This is a genomic window from Shewanella putrefaciens (genome assembly GCF_016406325.1).
GTDB lineage: Bacteria > Pseudomonadota > Gammaproteobacteria > Enterobacterales > Shewanellaceae > Shewanella > Shewanella putrefaciens.
The window spans coordinates 3130379-3148325 of the sequence record NZ_CP066370.1 but is presented as its reverse complement, the minus strand read 5'-3'; the positions used below and the strand labels follow the sequence as shown (position 1 = coordinate 3148325).

Here is a 17947-nt window from a genome sequence, read left to right as displayed (position 1 = left end):
AGAGACAAAACCCAGTCACCTATATTTATCACCTTTATCAGTAAGTAAAATCACCGAAAAGTCACACTATCATGCCTAATGTATAAATCCCTTCCTATACTGATCATTAAACATCTTTATCATGTTGATTAGCTAGGTTGAGAGTTTGATATGAACGAAATTAAAAAATCAGAAATATTGACTGAAAGTGGCACTAATGAACTCGAAATTATTGAGTTTCATCTGCATAAAGTCCTGCCTAACGGTGGGCATAAAGTGTGTCATTACGGTATTAATGTCGCCAAAGTGAGAGAAGTGATTAGGGTGCCAGAAACCTCAGATTACCCCAATGCCCAGCGGCATATGGTTGGGGTATTTTCGCTGCGAGAAAAGCTGATCCCTTTAGTCGATCTTGCTGGTTGGTTAGGGATACCAACCCCTGCGGATTTAAGTCATAAAGTCGTTATTGTCACCGATTTTAATAAAATGATTAATGGTTTTTTAATTGATAGCGTTCGTAGTATTCATCGAGTGTCGTGGGAGCAGGTTGAATCACCGAGTCAATTTTTAGAAGCCGGTGAAAATGATTGTGTCGTTGCCGTAGTTCGTCGTGATGGCATGCTCATTATGATCTTGGATTTTGAGAAAATTATTGCCGACATTAATCCTGAACTGAGTATGGATAAGTACGATGTCACGCTCGATAGGAGTGTCGTGATTAATGACAAAATGCTGGCAAAACGTGAAGCAAAAACGATTTTAATTGTCGATGATTCCGCTTTTATTCGTAAGATGATCGAAAATACCCTTCGCAGCGCAGGTTACAACATTATCACAGCCAAAGATGGTGGTGATGCCCTTGAAATGCTAATGGAATTTGAGACCCTTGCTGATCAAGATAATGCCTCTATTTCTGATTTTGTCAGCGCCATTATTACGGATGTTGAGATGCCTCGCATGGATGGCATGCATTTGGTGAAACGCTTAAGAGAATCTAAGGCGTACCGACAAATGCCGATTGTGATGTTTTCATCTCTTATGAGTGAAGATAACCGTATTAAAGCTATCTCATTAGGGGCAAATGATACTATCACTAAACCCGAAATTGGCCGTTTAGTCGGTATGATAGATAAGTACGTATTCGGAGAGTAATACCATTTCATTTAGCGGTGATATTTGAATACCAGGGATTCAAATAGTTGCTACCAACGTCTTGAGTGATTTTTGAATGGTGAATGCTATAAAAGTAAAAAGCCATATTCACCGAGGCGAATATGGCTTTTTTGTAGGGTAAACGTTCGACTAGCGAATGATCATTTGATCACGCTCAGGTCCTACAGAAACCATACTGACGCGCACACCCATTAACTCTTCAATACGTTCAACATAGTGTTGTGCGGCGACAGGCAGGCTTTCGAAAGTACGACAACCGGTAATATCTTCGTTCCAGCATGGCATTTGTTCATACACTGGGCTTAACGCCGCAGTTTGTGGCCAAATTGGGTTCTCAGTGTGTTCACCTTCATAGGCAACACAGATTTTTAGATCTTTCATACCAGAAAGACAATCAATCTTCGTCAGGGCGATTTCGGTTGCCGCTTGTAGTTCAACTCCATTACGGGTGGCAACAGCGTCAAAGTAACCCATATCACGTGGACGGCCTGTTGTTGCACCAAACTCGTTGGCATTTTCGCGGAAGGCGTCTTGCTCTTCCATTGCGGTCACTAAAGTGCCAGTACCCACAGATGAACTAAAGGCTTTCGCGACAGCAATTACACGCTCAGGACGCAGTGCGGGTAAACCACTGCCGATACCCGCGTAAGCTGCCGTCACGTTTGAAGACGTAGTGTAAGGATATTCGCCGTAGACTAAGTCACGGCCAGCCCCTAATTGTGCTTCAAACAGCAAGCTAGCATCTTGTTTTTGTAATGCTTTTAATGGTTCAGTCACGTTACAAATAAATGGACGCCAAGGGGCTGTCACGTCTAATAACCATGCAGTCATTTCTGCGGCGGTTTGATTAAAATCGCAGCTTGGATAAAGTGCCTTTAACTGTGGCAATTTCCAGTCGAGCATAAATTGAATACGCTCTTGCAGCACTTCAGGTTGGTTTAACCAGCCAACTAAAATGCCTTTTTTCATCACACGATCGCCATAGGCTGGTGCAATCCCTTGACGGGTTGAACCATAGGCGAGATCGCCAAGACGTTGTTCTTCTAAGGTATCTTCTAATGCATGCAATGGTAAGCACAGAGTAGCACGGTCAGAAATGCACAGTTTGACTTCAACACCTGTCGCTTGTACTTCAGCAATTTCTACACTGAGTTTTTCAGGGCTGATCACCATGCCTGGGCCTAATACTGCAATGCAGTTAGGGTTGAAAATGCCACTCGGTAATTGGTGTAATTTAAAGGTGCCGTAGTCGTTGACGACGGTATGTCCGGCGTTGTTACCGCCTTGAAAGCGAATACTGGCAGCGGCATCCGCAGCTAAATAATCTACGATGCGGCCTTTGCCTTCATCACCCCAATTTGCACCCACAACCACGATCGACGGCATAACAACATCTCCTCATTGATTAAGCGGTTATGCTAGACCTTCAGTAGGAATAAGAGAAATTAATTATAGTTATCGTGCTGATAAGAATTTCATATATAATTGGCGATAATTAACTCTATTTCTGTCGGGATGGTGGTGCAATGCTCGATCTTCATTGGTTAAAGACTTTTGTCACTTTGGCTGAATGTAAGCATTTTGGTAAGGCAGCCGCTGTGCTACATATGACTCAGCCCAATGTTAGCTTGCATATCAAGCAGTTAGAGCAAACCACTCGGGTAAAGCTGATTGACCGTAATCCCTTTCGATTGACACAGGCGGGGTTTCGTCTGTTAGAAAGCAGCCAAAAAACTCTGATGGAATTACAAATTTGCCAGGCGGATTTGAATGCAATTAACGATCTTAGCCAAGGCACTCTCACCATAGCAGCGAGCGATATTATCTCGCGGTTACTCTTGATCCAACCGTTTCAGCTCTTTAAGGCGGAGTTCCCAGGAATTGACTTTTCACTGCTTAATACCACGTCTTCACAGGCCTCTGAGTTAGTGACCAATGCTGAAGCCGATTTAGGCTTTGTGATCGCGCAAAAGGAGAGTCAACCACTGCATTTTACTGAATTACAACAGATTAAATGGTGCGCAATCGGTGACCATTTGCAGCAATGGCAGCAAACAAAACTGTCCGTGGATACACCTTTAGCCGAGCAACCGACCTTGATTTTATTAGGCCATGATACGCGAACCCGCGAGTTATTGGACCCTGCGCTACCTTCCTTGAACTTACCCAATTATAGGATTATGGAAGTTGGCAGTGTTGACGCACAAATCGATTGGGCAGAGGCGGGATTTGGGGTAGCGATAGTGCCAGAGTTTTCTGTATATACGAAAGCGAATTTGACCACGAAAGTCACCCCTTTGCCGCAATTCCCTACAACGAGTTTAGGTTATATTGTGCGTCAAAATCAGATCTTGTCGAAAGCTATCAAGCAGTTGTTATATTGGGTGAATCAAGAAATTATTCGCTCGCAGCGATAGGACTCAATGAGAATAGTTTTTCATACTGGCCAGTGGCTTTGAGTTGGGATAAACCAGCATCAAGTTGGCTTGCTAGGGTATGTGCCTGTGGATTTTCCTTCGAGAAAGCCAGATAAATATTACTGCTGTGATTAGCAAATATCGGAATGATTTCATCATCAACGCCCATTGTCTGAAGGTTATCCTTCGCGACTAAATCGAACATCAATGCGGTATCTATACGACCAATTAATAGTAAATTAATGAGTTGTAGTTGGTTGGCTACAGCAACAATATTAAGCTGTTGTTGTTTAACGAGCGCAGGAAAATCATCGCCATATTCATAGCTTTTAACGATCCCAACAACTGTACCTCTAGGGAGAGCCCATTTATTGTCTGCCAGAATTGATTTTTGTTTCTTTTGATAAAAAGAGGCTGTTGCAACAAATAAAGGGAACTGTCCAAAAACAAAACGTTGTTCAGTGCTCGCTTCGCGGGTGACATTGAACACACCATCTACATCACCTTTCTCTGCCATCATTAAGGCGCGGGTATAGGGAACGACTAAGCTATTAATTTCAATGTGAGATTGTTTAAAAGCGGCTTTGATTAAGCGATGGGAAATACCTTGGCCAAACTGATTAGCAAAAGGAGGCCAGCTATCTTCGGCGGCTAAGATAATAGTCTTGTCTTGAGCGGGTAGGGGTATGGCATCCGTTTCTTGAGCCATTGCTATACCATAAAAGTGAGTAAGAGATAGCAAAACGGCGGCGAGTATAAATGAAAAGCGCAAATTATATGCTCGCTGTATTTTCATACTGACGTTACTCCCTATCCGCATTTTGCATCCATTTTACTTTGCTCAAGATAGGGCGTTTATAACATAACTGTTTATAGGTAGGCTAATGATATTAGGGCGGTATATTTATTTTGTGAAATGTATGGCTAATAAAAAATTTCTCATGAGTTTGTGATCTCTGCGGATGATTTTAATTAAATCAATTATTAGTATAATCTGATTGAATAAAATCTAATGGAGTGTTTTGCAATGCCAGATAAAGTCGTAGAAGTCACCACCCATATGGCAAGCGATTGGAAAGTCACCGCGCAGGTTCGTGAGCATCTTTTAGTGATAGATCAACCGAGTGCGACTAATGAAGGAGCAAATCCCTTAGAGACCTTTCTGTTTTCATTGGGAGGTTGTATTTCTGCGATTGCCAAGATGGTGGCGCGGGAAAGGCATATTGAGTTACGTCAGTTTGATGTGAATGTGCGTGCCCTAATGAACTCTGCAGGTTTACTAGGCCAGCCTTCGGAAGATCCTGTGGGCTTTAAAGACATTACCATTAACGCCAGTATTGATGCTGATCTTTCAGAAGATCAGAAACGAGAGTTTTTAGATATTGTGTGTAATCGTTGCCCAGTGCATGACAATCTATTACGTCCCACACTTGTCACCCATGTGGTTAGAGACTAAAAATTTGTGGAAAATCCCCTCTGCAAAGGCAGAGGGGATGGTGTTCTAGCAATGGCTCTGAATCCGTTAAGCTCAAGTAGCGTCTTTATCATTATGATTGATGTGATTCCGTGGAAAGTTAGCGAGTGTCAACTCTGCTACCTGACGCAGTTCATTTGGGCAAATTCCATTGGTCGCTTGTACGGCCATGCCTTGTAATACCGTGCCTATGTAACGTGCAAGCAAGAGCGGATCAGCATCCGCGGGTAAATCCCCTTCATCTTTGGCGCGTTGCAGCCGTTCGCACAGGGCGATTTCACCGTCGCGGCGTCGGTTAATTAACGTATCCTTGATAGCTTGCCCTGCTTCACTACAGGTGAGAGCGCCTTGGACAATCAAACATCCCTGAGGATGGCTTTTATCCACCAAAGAATCAGCGGCACCGAGTAGCATGGACTCGACGACCAGATAGGCGGTCTCTTTTTCCAGTGCCGGATAGAAAAATGCACAGGGACGCTGTTCATATAACTCTATTGCTTTGAGAAATAACTGTTCTTTATTGCCGAAGGCGGCATAAAGACTCGGTTTATTTATGCCCATCGCTTGGGTGAGATCGGTTAACGATGTACCTTCAAAGCCTTTGCGCCAGAAGACTTCTAAGGCTTTAGCTAATGCATCTTCAGTGTCAAAAGCTCGTGGGCGACCTACACAGGGCGTCTGGGTGACGGTTGACATCATTAGGCTCCTCCATTCTCAATTGCCCCTAGGATAGACATGGGTTTGGCCCATGTCCAGCCACACTTACTGACAGATGACTGACTAAGAAGAGTTGTTTACTGAGTCATCCAAGGTGTCACCTGAGTCTTGCATTCACTCCATATCAGTTGGTTTCGCTTCAATATTCATAAAAGACTTTGAGGATCAAATGTATGGATTTCTGCCTAATGGAATATTGCAGATGTAATGTAAATGCGTATTTTTAATTTAATACCAGTCGGTACATAAATTTGTTGACAGAGTCATTTTACGCTATATATTACCGTTCAGTACAGAATATTTTTTACCAGTCGGTATTTAATCGGTTTGGTTTGTAACACAGCGGCATGTGTGTGGTTCGAACAGCGTGAAATGCCCGCCACCTTGAGGATAGTAATATGATGAGTAACAAACCTTTACGAATAATGATGTTAACGGCGGTGGCGGCTTTCGTCCTTTCAGCTTGTGGTGAGCAAACAACGCAGCAGGGGCCTGCACCGACTGCACCTAAGGTGGATGTTGCTCAAGTATTGCATGAGCGAGTTACCGAATGGGATGAGTTTACTGGCCGTTTACAGGCACCAGAAAGTGTCACCCTTATCCCACGAGTATCTGGTTACATTGAATCAGTAAATTTTAAAGAAGGCGCCTTAGTGAAGAAAGGTGACGTACTCTTTCGCATCGATCCAAGCGTGTTTGAAGTGGAAGTGGCCCGGTTAAAAGCGGATCTTGCTAGCGCTATTTCTGCTGAGCAACTGGCCACTAATGATTTGGAGCGTGCCCGTAAGTTATTTGATCAAAAGGCAGTTTCTGCAGAATTACTCGATACCCGTGAGTCAAACAAGCGCCAAACTGCGGCGGCGGTTGCGTCGGTGAAAGCAGCACTCATGCGCGCCGAGCTTGATTTAGCTTATACCCAAGTGCAAGCGCCGATTGATGGCCGCGTGTCCTACGCCAACGTCACAACGGGTAACTATGTCACTGCAGGGCAGAGTGTGCTAACCAGCTTGGTTTCTACGGCCAGCATGTATGCCTATTTCGATGTGGATGAACAAACCTACCTTAAATACGTAAAGCTAACAGCCGAGAAGAAACGTAACGATCCTCGTGCTGGTGATAACCCCGTGTATATGGCTTTAGCCAATGAGCGCGATTATCACCATATTGGCATGGTCGACTTTGTTGACAATGCGATGGATAAGCAGACGGGCACAATTCGAGTTAGAGCCACTTTTGACAATGAAGACAATAGATTATTGCCTGGCTTGTTTGCGCGTCTTCGCACCGCGGGCAGCGGCGCCTATGAGGGGATCTTGATCGACGATAAAGCCGTTGGCACAGATCTCAATAATAAGTTTGTGCTGGTCGTCGGTGATGATGGCACGGTCGAATATCGTGGCGTGACCTTAGGTGAGAAAGTTCAAGGGCTTCGTATCGTAACTCAAGGTTTAGCTGCTGAAGACAAGATCGTCGTCAACGGTATGCAGCGTGTTCGCCCTAAGATGCAAATTGAGCCAAATATGGTGGATATGGTCGACAGCGAGAAACTCGAAGCATTGCGCCAAGCCCAGTTAATGCTCGATAAAAACCAAGATCATTTGACGGCGCAAGCGGTTGAAACGGCGAGCCGCGGTTAAGGAATAACACACTATGTTGTCGCAATTTTTCATTAAAAGACCGATATTTGCAGCCGTGCTGTCATTGCTGTTTCTTATCACTGGGGCGATTGCCGTTTGGCAGTTGCCTATTACCGAATATCCAGAGGTGGTACCGCCAACGGTAGTGGTCACCGCAAACTACCCTGGCGCTAACCCTAAAGTGATTGCCGAAACGGTTGCCTCGCCCCTAGAGCAAGAAATCAACGGCGTCGAAGATATGTTGTATATGTCATCCCAGGCGACCTCTGATGGACGGATGACCTTAACCATCACTTTTGCCATTGGCACCGATGTCGATAGGGCACAAACCCAAGTGCAGAGCCGAGTGGATAGGGCTATGCCACGTTTGCCTCAGGAGGTACAACGTCTTGGTATTGTTACTGAAAAATCATCGCCAGACTTAACCATGGTGGTGCATTTGTTATCGCCGGATAACCGTTACGACATGTTGTACCTGTCTAACTATGCGGCGCTAAATGTAAAAGATGAGTTGGCACGCATTAAAGGCGTGGGTGCGGTACGTTTGTTTGGTGCAGGGGAATATAGCCTGCGTATTTGGCTCGATCCGAATAAAGTCTCGGCGCTGGGTTTATCGCCTGCGAACATTATTGCCGCTGTGCGTGAGCAAAACCAACAGGCGGCAGCGGGCAGTTTAGGCGCACAGCCCAGTGGCAGTGCTGACTTTCAACTTTTGATTAACGTGAAAGGCCGTTTAACTGAACTGTCTGAATTTGAAGATATTATCATCAAAGTTGGTCAAAACGCTGAGGTGATCCGCCTTAAGGATGTGGCGCGGGTGGAACTCGGGGTAACGAGCTATGCGCTGCGTTCATTGCTGGATAATAAGGATGCGGTGGCGATTCCGGTATTCCAAGCATCGGGCTCGAATGCGATTCAGATTTCCGACGATGTGCGCGCAGAAATGGCCAGACTCGCCAAGTCCTTCCCTGAAGGACTGCAATACGAGATTGTGTACGACCCTACAGTCTTCGTGCGTGGCTCGATTGAAGCCGTGGTAAAAACCCTGCTCGAAGCCGTGCTGCTGGTGGTGTTAGTGGTGGTGCTATTCCTGCAAACTTGGCGTGCCTCGATTATTCCGCTGGTGGCTGTGCCTGTGTCTTTGGTGGGTACCTTTGCCTTTATGCATCTGCTCGGTTTCTCGTTAAATGCCTTGTCGCTATTCGGGCTGGTGCTCGCTATTGGTATCGTGGTTGATGATGCCATCGTCGTGGTGGAAAACGTTGAGCGTAATATTGCCGCAGGGTTAAGCCCTGTTGCGGCAACGCAAAAGGCGATGAAGGAAGTGACTGGCCCGATTGTGGCAACCACCTTAGTGCTGGCGGCGGTGTTTATTCCAACGGCCTTTATGAGCGGTTTAACCGGGCAGTTCTATAAACAGTTTGCCTTGACTATTACTATCTCGACCTTTATCTCGGCGATTAACTCACTCACTTTGAGTCCGGCATTATCGGCGCTGTTACTCAAGAGTCATGATGCACCTAAGGACGGCTTAACCCGTCTAATGGATAAGTTGTTTGGTGCTTGGTTATTTGTGCCTTTTAATCGTTTATTTAACCGTGCATCCGATGGTTATGGCTACTTAGTGCGTAAGGTGATCCGTTTTGGCGGCATTATTGGCCTAGTGTATTTAGGCATGGTGGCGTTAACGGGAGTGCAATTTGCTAATACACCAACGGGTTATGTGCCCGGCCAAGATAAACAGTATTTAGTGGCCTTTGCTCAGTTGCCCGATGCCGCATCCCTTGAACGTACCGATACAGTGATCAAGAAAATGTCTGAGATTGCGCTAAATCACCCCGGTGTGGCGCACTCGATTGCCTTCCCAGGCCTTAGCATCAACGGTTTTACTAATAGTCCTAACTCAGGCGTGGTGTTTGTCGCACTCGATGATTTTGAGTTACGTAAGAGTCCTGAACTGTCGGCGAATGCCATTGCAGGACAGCTGAATCAGCAATTTGCTGACATTCAGGATGCGTTTATTGCCATCTTCCCGCCGCCACCTGTGCAAGGCCTCGGCACTATAGGAGGGTTCCGTTTGCAAATTCAAGACAGAGCCAACCTTGGTTATGAGGCCTTGTATCAGGTGACCCAACAAGTGATGTACAAGGCGTGGGCCGATCCACAATTAGCGGGGATATTTTCCAGTTATCAAGTGAACGTGCCACAACTTGAATTGGATATCGATCGGACTAAAGCGAAACAGCAGGCAGTGTCGCTCGATCAAATTTTCCAGACATTACAAACCTATATGGGTTCAACCTATGTCAACGATTTCAATCGTTTTGGCCGAACCTATCAGGTGAATATGCAAGCCGACGAGGCGTTCCGTCAAAGCCCGCAGCAGATAAGTCAGTTAAAGGTGCCGAACGTGAATGGCGATATGATCCCACTAGGCTCCTTTATCAATGTGAGCCAGAGTGCGGGGCCCGATCGTGTGATGCACTATAACGGTTTTACGACCGCTGAAATCAACGGTGGCCCAGCGCCCGGTGTGAGCACAGGCCAAGCGCAGGCGGCGATTGAGAAAATCCTCGCCGAGACCTTGCCCATAGGGATGACCTACGAGTGGACTGGGTTGACCTATCAGCAAATCTTAGCGGGCAATACTGGGTTATTGGTGTTCCCTCTGGTGATCCTGCTGGTGTTTATGGTGCTGGCGGCACAATATGAGAGCTTAAGCCTGCCATTGGCGATTATCTTAATCATCCCAATGACACTGCTTTCAGCCCTTAGTGGTGTGCTGATTTACGGTGGGGATAATAATATTTTCACCCAGATTGGTCTGATAGTGCTGGTGGGGCTGGCGACAAAGAATGCGATTTTAATTGTCGAGTTCGCAAAGGAGAAACAAGATCACGGTATGGCACCTATGGAGGCGATATTAGAGGCGGCAAGATTACGTCTACGCCCTATTTTGATGACCTCTATCGCCTTTATTATGGGAGTGGTGCCAATGGTGTTCTCCACTGGCGCGGGTGCTGAGATGCGTCAAGCCATGGGCGTCGCGGTATTCGCCGGTATGATAGGGGTAACAGTGTTTGGTCTTATCCTAACGCCGCTGTTCTACTACGCACTGGCAAAGAGAGGCAGTAAAAATGTCGTGCAGTTAGAAGGTATTTCTACAAACCAACACCATGAAAAAACATAAGCTTCTATCTATGATTTTGATGTGAGTTTATCGTGTTAAAGGCCTGTGAAAACAGGCCTTTTGCTTTGTGGTGCTGATGTCGAATATACAGTCACGGTTTTTAACTTAAAGCAGTAACGCCTCATCTATCGGATGAAATTGAGACGCTGCATCCCTTAAGGATTTTGCCGTCAGGGTAGGGACGCCATACACTTGAGTTTCAACCCCATATTTTTGATGGATTTTTTGCAGTAATAAATCGAAGTCGCCATCCCCAGACAACAAAATTACAGTATCGACTTCACTCGCCGCTTCCATAATATCGATAGTGATCCCGACATCCCAGTCACCCTTGGCCGAACCATCGCTGCGTTGGATAAACGGCTTTAACTTTACCTCAAAACCAATGTGCTTTAGCGCGTCTTGGAATTTCAATTGCCCATCGTCACCTTTGTGGATGGCATAAGCAACAGCTAACACTATGTCTCCTTCATAGCCTAAGTGTTGCCACAATTTACGGTAATTAAATTGACGACCATAGGCTTCGCGGCAGGTGTAATAGATGTTTTGCACATCGACAAATAAAGCGATTTTTTTCAAGGGATTTGTATATTGCTATTTGGGCTAAGAGTCCTTGCACTATAACACAATAAGTCGCTAAAGGCCGCGAAATGGGAGGGTTTGCACTTGGTTAAACGGGTAAACTGCCTCATTTGAGTTGTATTGGAGGGGGATTTAATATTTCGCTAAACACTAGGAGATTTAAAATATTGCGCTGGTGTGGTGCCAGTATATTGCTTAAAAAAGCTGATAAAGGCACTGTCACTGGAAAATTGTAAATTAAAGCCCACCTGCGCCACCGATACTCCCGCCGCTAATTGTTCAATGGCGGAGAGTAAACGCCATTGCTGGCGCCATGCTTGATAAGCCATTCCCGTCTGTGCGTTAAAAATACGGCTAATCGTGCGTTCACTGGCGCCAATTTCAATGGCCATCTTTTTAAGATTGGCAGGTTGTTTCTTTTGTTGCAGTTGCTTAAGCCAAGTTTTCAAGCGCTTATCCTGCGGTAGAGGTAAGACTAGATTTTCTGCCGTAGCATTTTCCAACTCTTCGCAAAGCAGGGAAAAGGCATTGTGTTGACTTTGTCTGGGTTTGTCCCACGGCCAAAATGACATAGTGTCGATGAGTGCTTTGAGTAACGGATTAACATGGAAAATCGTGACTCGACTCGGCAAAGACGCAACAGTTTCTGGCTCAAAGTAGAGTGAGCGATAGGCAGCCACATTGCGCATGGTGACATGGTGTACAACGCCTGCGGGTAGCCAAGCCGCACGGGTTGGCGGTAGTACAACTTGGGTATCAGCCAAGTAAAACCTCATACAGCCAGCAGAAGCATAAAGCAGTTGAGCTTTGCTGTGGTGATGCGCGCCTGAATCGTGCTCCCCCATATCCGCAGCAATCCCTATCACTAGGTTGTCTAAGGTGTCGGGGTTGAATTGCAGATCGGGTTGAATAAAAGCCATCTTGTCCTATTTTTGATGTTTTTTGTTTAAGTATTATTAATTGTCATGTTTGGATTTTATCTATACTGCGTCCTCTTTGACAAGTATGGAGTGACATTTCGGTAAACCAACTCATTTTGTTTACTAAAATTCAATTGAAATCATGAATATAAAACCCCCTTTAGGGCTCGCTGTGCTGCTAATGATATTTCCGCAAGCTATGGAAACCATCTATAGCCCAGCATTGCCGAATATTGCAGAAAACTTTGCCGTGTCGGTTGCTGGCGCATCGCAAACCTTATCTGTGTACTTTATTGCCTTTGCCATAGGCGTATTTTGCTGGGGCCGCTTAGCCGACATTATTGGTCGTCGCAAAGCTATGCTCGCGGGATTAGTATGTTATGCCATTGGCTCAGCGTTAGCCTTGATGGTGAGCGATTTTAGCCTGTTGTTGCTGGCCCGCGTATTGTCGGCCTTTGGCGCGGCAGTGGGTTCTGTGATTACCCAAACTATGATGCGTGACAGTTATAGTGGAGAAGAATTAGCCAAAGTCTTTTCTGTGATGGGAATGTCACTTGGAATTAGCCCTGTTATCGGATTGCTACTGGGCAGCGTTCTCAGTGCGTATTGGGGGTATCAAGGTGTGTTTGTCGCACTTATGGTTTCTGCCATAGTGCTGTTGTTTTTGTCGGTAAAATCCTTACCTGAAACCAAACCCGCACATAGCCAGAAAATAGCGATAGGTGAGTTAGCGTTTAAGATGCTTACCGACAGCGGGATTATTAAGAACACCTTCTTGGTGGCGGCGTTTAATCTGATGTGGTTTAGCTACTTTTCACTGGCACCATTTATGTTTGAGGCGCAAGGATTATCGACGCTTGCCTTCGGAACTAGTGGCTTACTATTAGGCTTTGGCGCATTCCTTGGCAGTTATTTTAATAGAATATTGCTAGGTCGAGGCCACACCAGCGTCTGGCTGATTCGCTTAGCCAGTGCAATCGCACTTGTCGGTGGATTGGGTATTTGGCTATTTCAATCGACTGTAATAGGACTGAATAGTGTTTACTTTTTAGCGCCTATGCTCTTGATTGTGATTGCTTATGGGATCGCGATTCCAAACATACTCAGCTCGGCTCTGGCAAACTACTGTGCTTATGCGGGCTCTGCTGGCGCACTCTTTGGACTGTTTTATTATATTTTGCTCGGAGCGGGATTGGGCTTTGTGGGCATGATTAACCATCTCGGAGGCGTCATTACGTTGGCGGCATTGCTCTGTACTGTGCTCTGTATTCGCGTCAGTACCGAGCAGGTTATTAACTCATCTCAGGCATAAATCAAAAAGCCAAGGTATTTGTACCTTGGCTTTTTATCATCTGAGCTGACGTTTTGTTTCTCTTAGTTTTCGTTCACAGTTTTGTTATCAAGCTTTTGCCGTTTGTTCCTGTTGTTTGGCAGCCTCCTGCGCTGCTAATTCTTGGGCCTTAATGGCCGCTTCGAGTTTTGCTTCAACATAACCTGGTGAATGGGTGGCAGCCGAGATTAATCGATACATGGCTGGGATCACAAATAGTGTGACAAAGGTGGCAAATGCCATCCCAAAGAACACCACTGTACCTACGGCAATACGACTTTCTGAGCCAGCACCTGTCGAGAAAATCAGGGGGATAGCACCGACAAGTGTGGTGAAGGCCGTCATTAAGATTGGCCGTAAACGCCGTGTAGATGCATCAATAATGGCTTTATCGAGTTCAAAACCTCTGTCTCGTAATTGGTTAGCAAATTCAACAATTAAAATACCATTTTTAGTCACCATACCAATCAACATGATCATGCCAATTTGGCTGTAGATATTGATACCTTGGCTGGTGATCAGTAGACCTAAGAACCCCCCAAACACGCCCATAGGCACAGTAAACATCACGACTAATGGGTTAATAAAGCTTTCAAATTGAGCCGCTAAGACCAGATATGCTACGAGTAACGCTAAGCCAAATACAATCAGAATACTACTTTGGTTTTCTTTAAATTCTTTGGATTCACCCGTGTAGCCAACGGAAATATCCTTAGGTAATAATTCGACCGCCTTATTTTCCAAAAATGCGAGTGATTCACCTAGGGTATAACCTTCACTGATATTGGCCTTTAGCGTGATTGATTTTTGCTTATTGGTGTGACTGAGTTTTTGCGCCGAGGCCACTTCCTCAATATGGGTCACAGTATCTAAAGTGACTAATTCACCTTTTGCGGAGCGCATATAGATTTGGCTTAAGTCTCCGACGTTATTAAAGCTGTTTTCATCACCGCGAAGATAGACATCGTATTCTTCACCGCGATCCACATAAGTGGTTTCTGTTCGGCCACCGAGCATGACTTCTAAGGTTTGCGAGACTTCATCAACACTGATCCCAAGTTCCGCGGCGCGTTCTTTATCTACGGTCACAATTAACTCAGGCGTGGTTTCCGCATAATCTAAGTCAGCGCCTTCCATCATAGGGCTCGCGTTTGCTTCCTCTTTTAAGATCTGCGCCCATTTAAATAGCTCAGTATAATCGGAGCCGCCAAGCACAAATTGTACGGGTTCGCTCGATTGCCCTCTAAAGCCCGGCATCATGGGGCGAACCATCACATCGGGGATATCTTTCAAGGCTGAGCTAATAATACCAAGGGCTTGCTGCGCCGTGACATCTCTGTGTTCCCAATCCTCTAACTGCATGATAACAAAACCGGTTTGATCGCCTGCACGGCCACCAAAAGCGGGGGCTTGTACGCTAAAAGATCGCAAGACCCCTTGACCGAGTAGAGGCATGAGTCTGTCTTCGACTATGTCCATATTGGCTGTCATACGGTTATAGCTGGTACCTTCAGCGCCCTTTACAAAGGCGTATAACACGCCGCGGTCTTCCTGTGGCGCGAGTTGTGACGGTACTTGTTGCATTAACCAAGCACTGCCACCTATGCAAGCCAAAATCACTAATGGGGCAATAAGACGAAACTGAATCGCTCTTGATACGGCAGCACGGTACACCTTCTCCATTCGTGCAAAACCACTATCGACCCAACGATTAAAGCGATTGGGCTTCACATTCGCTTTGAGCAATTTGCTGCTAAGGACGGGGGTGAGGGTTAATGCGATAAGGGATGAGAACATAACCGATACGGCAAGCATGACCGAAAATTCGGTAAATAGCAGCCCGACCATACCTTCCATAAATGATATAGGTAGAAAGACCATCACTAATACAGCCGTTGTGGCAACAACCGCAAAACCCACTTCACGGGTGCCTTTATAGGCCGCAAGCAGCGGTTCTTCCCCTTTTTCTATATGGTGGAATATGTTTTCCACCACCACAATGGCATCATCGACAACTAGACCAATAGCGAGAATTAATGCCATTAAGGTCAATAAGTTAATCGAGTAACCAAACATATTAGCAGCGATAAATGCCGAAATAAGTGATACGGGAACCGTCACTGCAGGAATGAGTGTCGCCCTTGCTTGCCCAATAAAGATATAGAGCACTAATACGACTAAGGCGCCCGTCACAAACAGGGTGTTATAGACTTCGTTAATAGAACGGTCAATAAACACCGTTGAATCGAAATCAACAACGAGGCTTGTTCCTTCTGGAAGAAAATTTTGTACGCGGTCGACTTCTTTGTGTACCTCTTGGGCCACCACTAACGGGTTGGCATCGGACTGAGTAATAATCCCTAAACTGAGGTTTACAATACCATCGCTCTTAAAGGTCGAGTTTTCATTCTGTGCGCCAACAGCGACATCGGCGACATCTTTTAAATAAATAGGCGTGCCATCGCTGGCTGTGCGTACCACTAAGTAGTCAAAATCCTTTGGTGTGTAATATAGACGTTTCGTTCTCACTGACATGACAGTGGTATCATTACGCACTTGCCCACCGGGTGTTTCGACGTTTTCCTTACGTAATGCATTGGTGATATCCGTGACGGTCACGTTACGTCCTGCCATTTGCTCGGGTCTGAGCTTGACGTACATAACCTTATATAAACCACCTGAAATACTAATTGAACTCACACCGCTGATCAGGCTGAACCTATCTTCCAATACGCGCTGGGCATAATCGGTCAATTGGGTACGGTCCATAATACTCGAACTTAAATTGACATAGACAGAGGGTTCTCCTGAACCATTATCCTTAGATACAACGGGGTCCTTCGCATCTTCAGGGAGCCTACGTTGGGCGCGGGCAACCGCATCACGGACATCGCTTACACCTTCTGTTAAATTCCAGCCAAGCAGGAATTTAACCGTGATGCGCGAGCTACCATTACGTGTAGTAGAGGTGATTTCATCTATGCCGCTGATCCCTGTTAATTCATCTTCCAGAGTTTTAGTGATTTGGCTTTCCATAATGGCCGCAGAAGCACCTGAATAGCTGGTGCTGATGGTGACCACTGGGCTTTCGACATCGGGCATTTCACGCACCGATAGCTTAGTGAAAGATACAAACCCGAATACGCATAACAATAGGCTTAATACGATTGCAACGACGGGGCGTTTAACTGAAACATCGGATAGCCACATTATTTGGTCTCCGTCGCTTTAGTATTTGAAGGTGTTGCTGCTCGTTCTGAACTATCGGTATTTTTAGAACCGAGTGTAACCTCATTGATTTTTAAGCCATCGCGCATATTCACTAAGCCCTGCACGACGACTTTATCACCAATCTTTAAACCGTTATCAATAAGCACTTGATCGCCAATACGCGCCCCTAAAATTACCTCAGTACGCTTAGCAATATGGTCGTCGCCAACGACATAGACATAGCGTTTAGTGCCTGAATATTCCAAGGCTTGGACTGGCACTATGGGTGCTGATATGGCGGGAAATGTGATGGTCGATGACATCATCATGCCAGGCTTTAAGCGATCTTTAGGGTTATCAAATTGTACGCGGATCTTAAGGTTTAAGGTTTCTTCGTTTACGCGAGGATCGATTGCCACCACTTTGCCCATAAAGGTTTCGCCAGGCCAAGCGCGACTTGTGGCTGAGACGGGCATACCAATGCTGAGCTGCGCTAAATAATGCTCCGGAACTTGCAGGTCAAGGCGCATGCTGGATAAATCATCCAATGTCATCAACTCTGTTCCCACACTGACCATTTTACCTTCGCTGAAATTAATTAACCCCGTTTTACCTGCAAATGGCGCAATCAGTGAGTGATAATGTAAATCTGCTTGGGCGGAGGTTAAGCGTGCTTGTGCAATATCAACACTAGCTTTTTGTGCGTCAATTTCGGTTTGAGTAATGGCATTACGGCTGATCAGTTTTTCAAATTCTTTAAGTTTACGCTTTTCGTCATTGAGGTATGCGTTGGCTTCGGCCACTGCGGCCTGTGCTTTCATATCATCAAGCTCGATTAAGAGTTGGCCTTTTTTCACGGCTTGGTTGGATGTGACGGCGATTTGTTTTATTTTCCCCGTCACTTGAGGGGCTATCACTACAGCGCGTTCTGCCGCGAGTTTGCCTATAAGCGAAATAGATTGAGTCAGCGGATGTTCAACCACTTCACCTGTCACCACGGGAACGGTACGCATCAGATGTGGTGCGCTCTCGGGTTTAGCCGCTAGAAGGACATCACTAAAACTGACTGCTGTGGCAACAACCGCAAGCAGGGTTATGGCAATAATGGTTTTTTTCATTTGTATGATTATCTCGCACAAAGGCTGTTAAGAGGGCGATAGCACTATGATGGCTATTCTAGTGAATAACGTACGCTTATTGGGTAAAAGTTTGTAAAGTTAAGCTCACGAAAGTGAAAGAAATTGTGTTTTTCATTCAATTAAGGCAATTAATGGAATGACTAGGGTGTTTTTTGTACTATGGCAGTGTTGGTTAAACG

At 45.6% G+C, this 17947-nt stretch carries 13 protein-coding genes; 6 read left to right on the top strand and 7 right to left on the bottom strand.

The window, feature by feature from the left end; translation table 11 throughout:
* Positions 1-150 precede the first annotated feature (150 nt).
* Complete coding sequence (locus JEZ96_RS14080; RefSeq protein ID WP_025008490.1) at positions 151-1131, top strand: chemotaxis protein CheV; 981 nt, start codon at positions 151-153, stop codon at positions 1129-1131.
* 150 nt (positions 1132-1281) lie between these two features.
* On the opposite strand, the gene JEZ96_RS14075 is transcribed toward JEZ96_RS14080, so the two are convergent.
* Positions 1282-2538 carry an adenylosuccinate synthase gene (locus tag JEZ96_RS14075; protein ID WP_011788566.1) on the bottom strand — a complete coding sequence of 419 codons (1257 nt, stop codon included), beginning with the start codon at positions 2536-2538 and terminating at the stop codon, positions 1282-1284.
* A gap of 140 nt (positions 2539-2678) precedes the next feature.
* Here JEZ96_RS14075 and JEZ96_RS14070 point away from each other — a divergent pair, with 140 nt between their 5' ends.
* On the top strand, positions 2679-3569 hold the full coding sequence (locus tag JEZ96_RS14070) for a LysR family transcriptional regulator (protein WP_011788567.1): 891 nt from the start codon (positions 2679-2681) through the stop codon (positions 3567-3569).
* Here JEZ96_RS14070 and JEZ96_RS14065 read toward each other — a convergent pair.
* The gene (locus tag JEZ96_RS14065) at positions 3550-4389 is read right to left on the bottom strand and encodes a substrate-binding periplasmic protein (RefSeq protein ID WP_025008491.1); all 840 of its coding nucleotides are present in this window, start codon (positions 4387-4389) and stop codon (positions 3550-3552) included. The two genes, JEZ96_RS14070 and JEZ96_RS14065, sit on opposite strands and share 20 nt — an antisense overlap.
* Positions 4390-4596: 207 nt before the next feature.
* On the opposite strand from JEZ96_RS14065, the gene JEZ96_RS14060 reads away from it, so the two are divergent.
* Positions 4597-5025 carry an OsmC family protein gene (locus tag JEZ96_RS14060; protein WP_061782771.1) on the top strand — a complete coding sequence of 143 codons (429 nt, stop codon included), beginning with the start codon at positions 4597-4599 and terminating at the stop codon, positions 5023-5025.
* Between the two features lie 72 nt (positions 5026-5097).
* On the opposite strand, the gene JEZ96_RS14055 is transcribed toward JEZ96_RS14060, so the two are convergent.
* Positions 5098-5742: a TetR/AcrR family transcriptional regulator gene (locus JEZ96_RS14055; RefSeq protein WP_011919724.1), complete on the bottom strand. Its 645-nt coding sequence runs from the start codon at positions 5740-5742 to the stop codon at positions 5098-5100.
* Between the two features lie 416 nt (positions 5743-6158).
* Here JEZ96_RS14055 and JEZ96_RS14050 point away from each other — a divergent pair, with 416 nt between their 5' ends.
* Together JEZ96_RS14050 and JEZ96_RS14045 are read left to right on the top strand one after the other, a co-directional pair.
* Positions 6159-7397: an efflux RND transporter periplasmic adaptor subunit gene (locus tag JEZ96_RS14050; protein ID WP_011788571.1), complete on the top strand. Its 1239-nt coding sequence runs from the start codon at positions 6159-6161 to the stop codon at positions 7395-7397.
* Positions 7398-7410: 13 nt separating this feature from the next.
* Entirely contained in the window at positions 7411-10587 is a 3177-nt protein-coding gene (locus JEZ96_RS14045; RefSeq protein ID WP_128090269.1) for an efflux RND transporter permease subunit, read from the top strand.
* Positions 10588-10692: 105 nt separating this feature from the next.
* Here the strand turns inward: JEZ96_RS14045 and JEZ96_RS14040 are convergent, their stop codons facing one another.
* Together JEZ96_RS14040 and JEZ96_RS14035 are read right to left on the bottom strand one after the other, a co-directional pair.
* On the bottom strand, positions 10693-11166 hold the full coding sequence (locus JEZ96_RS14040; RefSeq protein ID WP_011919722.1) for a LabA-like NYN domain-containing protein: 474 nt from the start codon (positions 11164-11166) through the stop codon (positions 10693-10695).
* A gap of 146 nt (positions 11167-11312) precedes the next feature.
* Positions 11313-12089 (bottom strand): AraC family transcriptional regulator, encoded by a 777-nt coding sequence (locus JEZ96_RS14035; protein ID WP_011788574.1) that lies wholly within the window; start codon positions 12087-12089, stop codon positions 11313-11315.
* A 142-nt stretch (positions 12090-12231) separates the two neighbouring features.
* On the opposite strand from JEZ96_RS14035, the gene JEZ96_RS14030 reads away from it, so the two are divergent.
* Positions 12232-13401: a multidrug effflux MFS transporter gene (locus JEZ96_RS14030; RefSeq protein ID WP_061782774.1), complete on the top strand. Its 1170-nt coding sequence runs from the start codon at positions 12232-12234 to the stop codon at positions 13399-13401.
* An 87-nt stretch (positions 13402-13488) separates the two neighbouring features.
* On the opposite strand, the gene JEZ96_RS14025 is transcribed toward JEZ96_RS14030, so the two are convergent.
* Positions 13489-16629, bottom strand: a complete 3141-nt coding sequence (locus tag JEZ96_RS14025) for a multidrug efflux RND transporter permease subunit (protein ID WP_014611087.1) — start codon at positions 16627-16629, stop codon at positions 13489-13491.
* Entirely contained in the window at positions 16629-17747 is a 1119-nt protein-coding gene (locus JEZ96_RS14020) for an efflux RND transporter periplasmic adaptor subunit (protein WP_011788577.1), read from the bottom strand. The genes JEZ96_RS14025 and JEZ96_RS14020 overlap by 1 nt, the downstream gene beginning before the upstream one ends.
* Positions 17748-17947 lie beyond the last annotated feature (200 nt).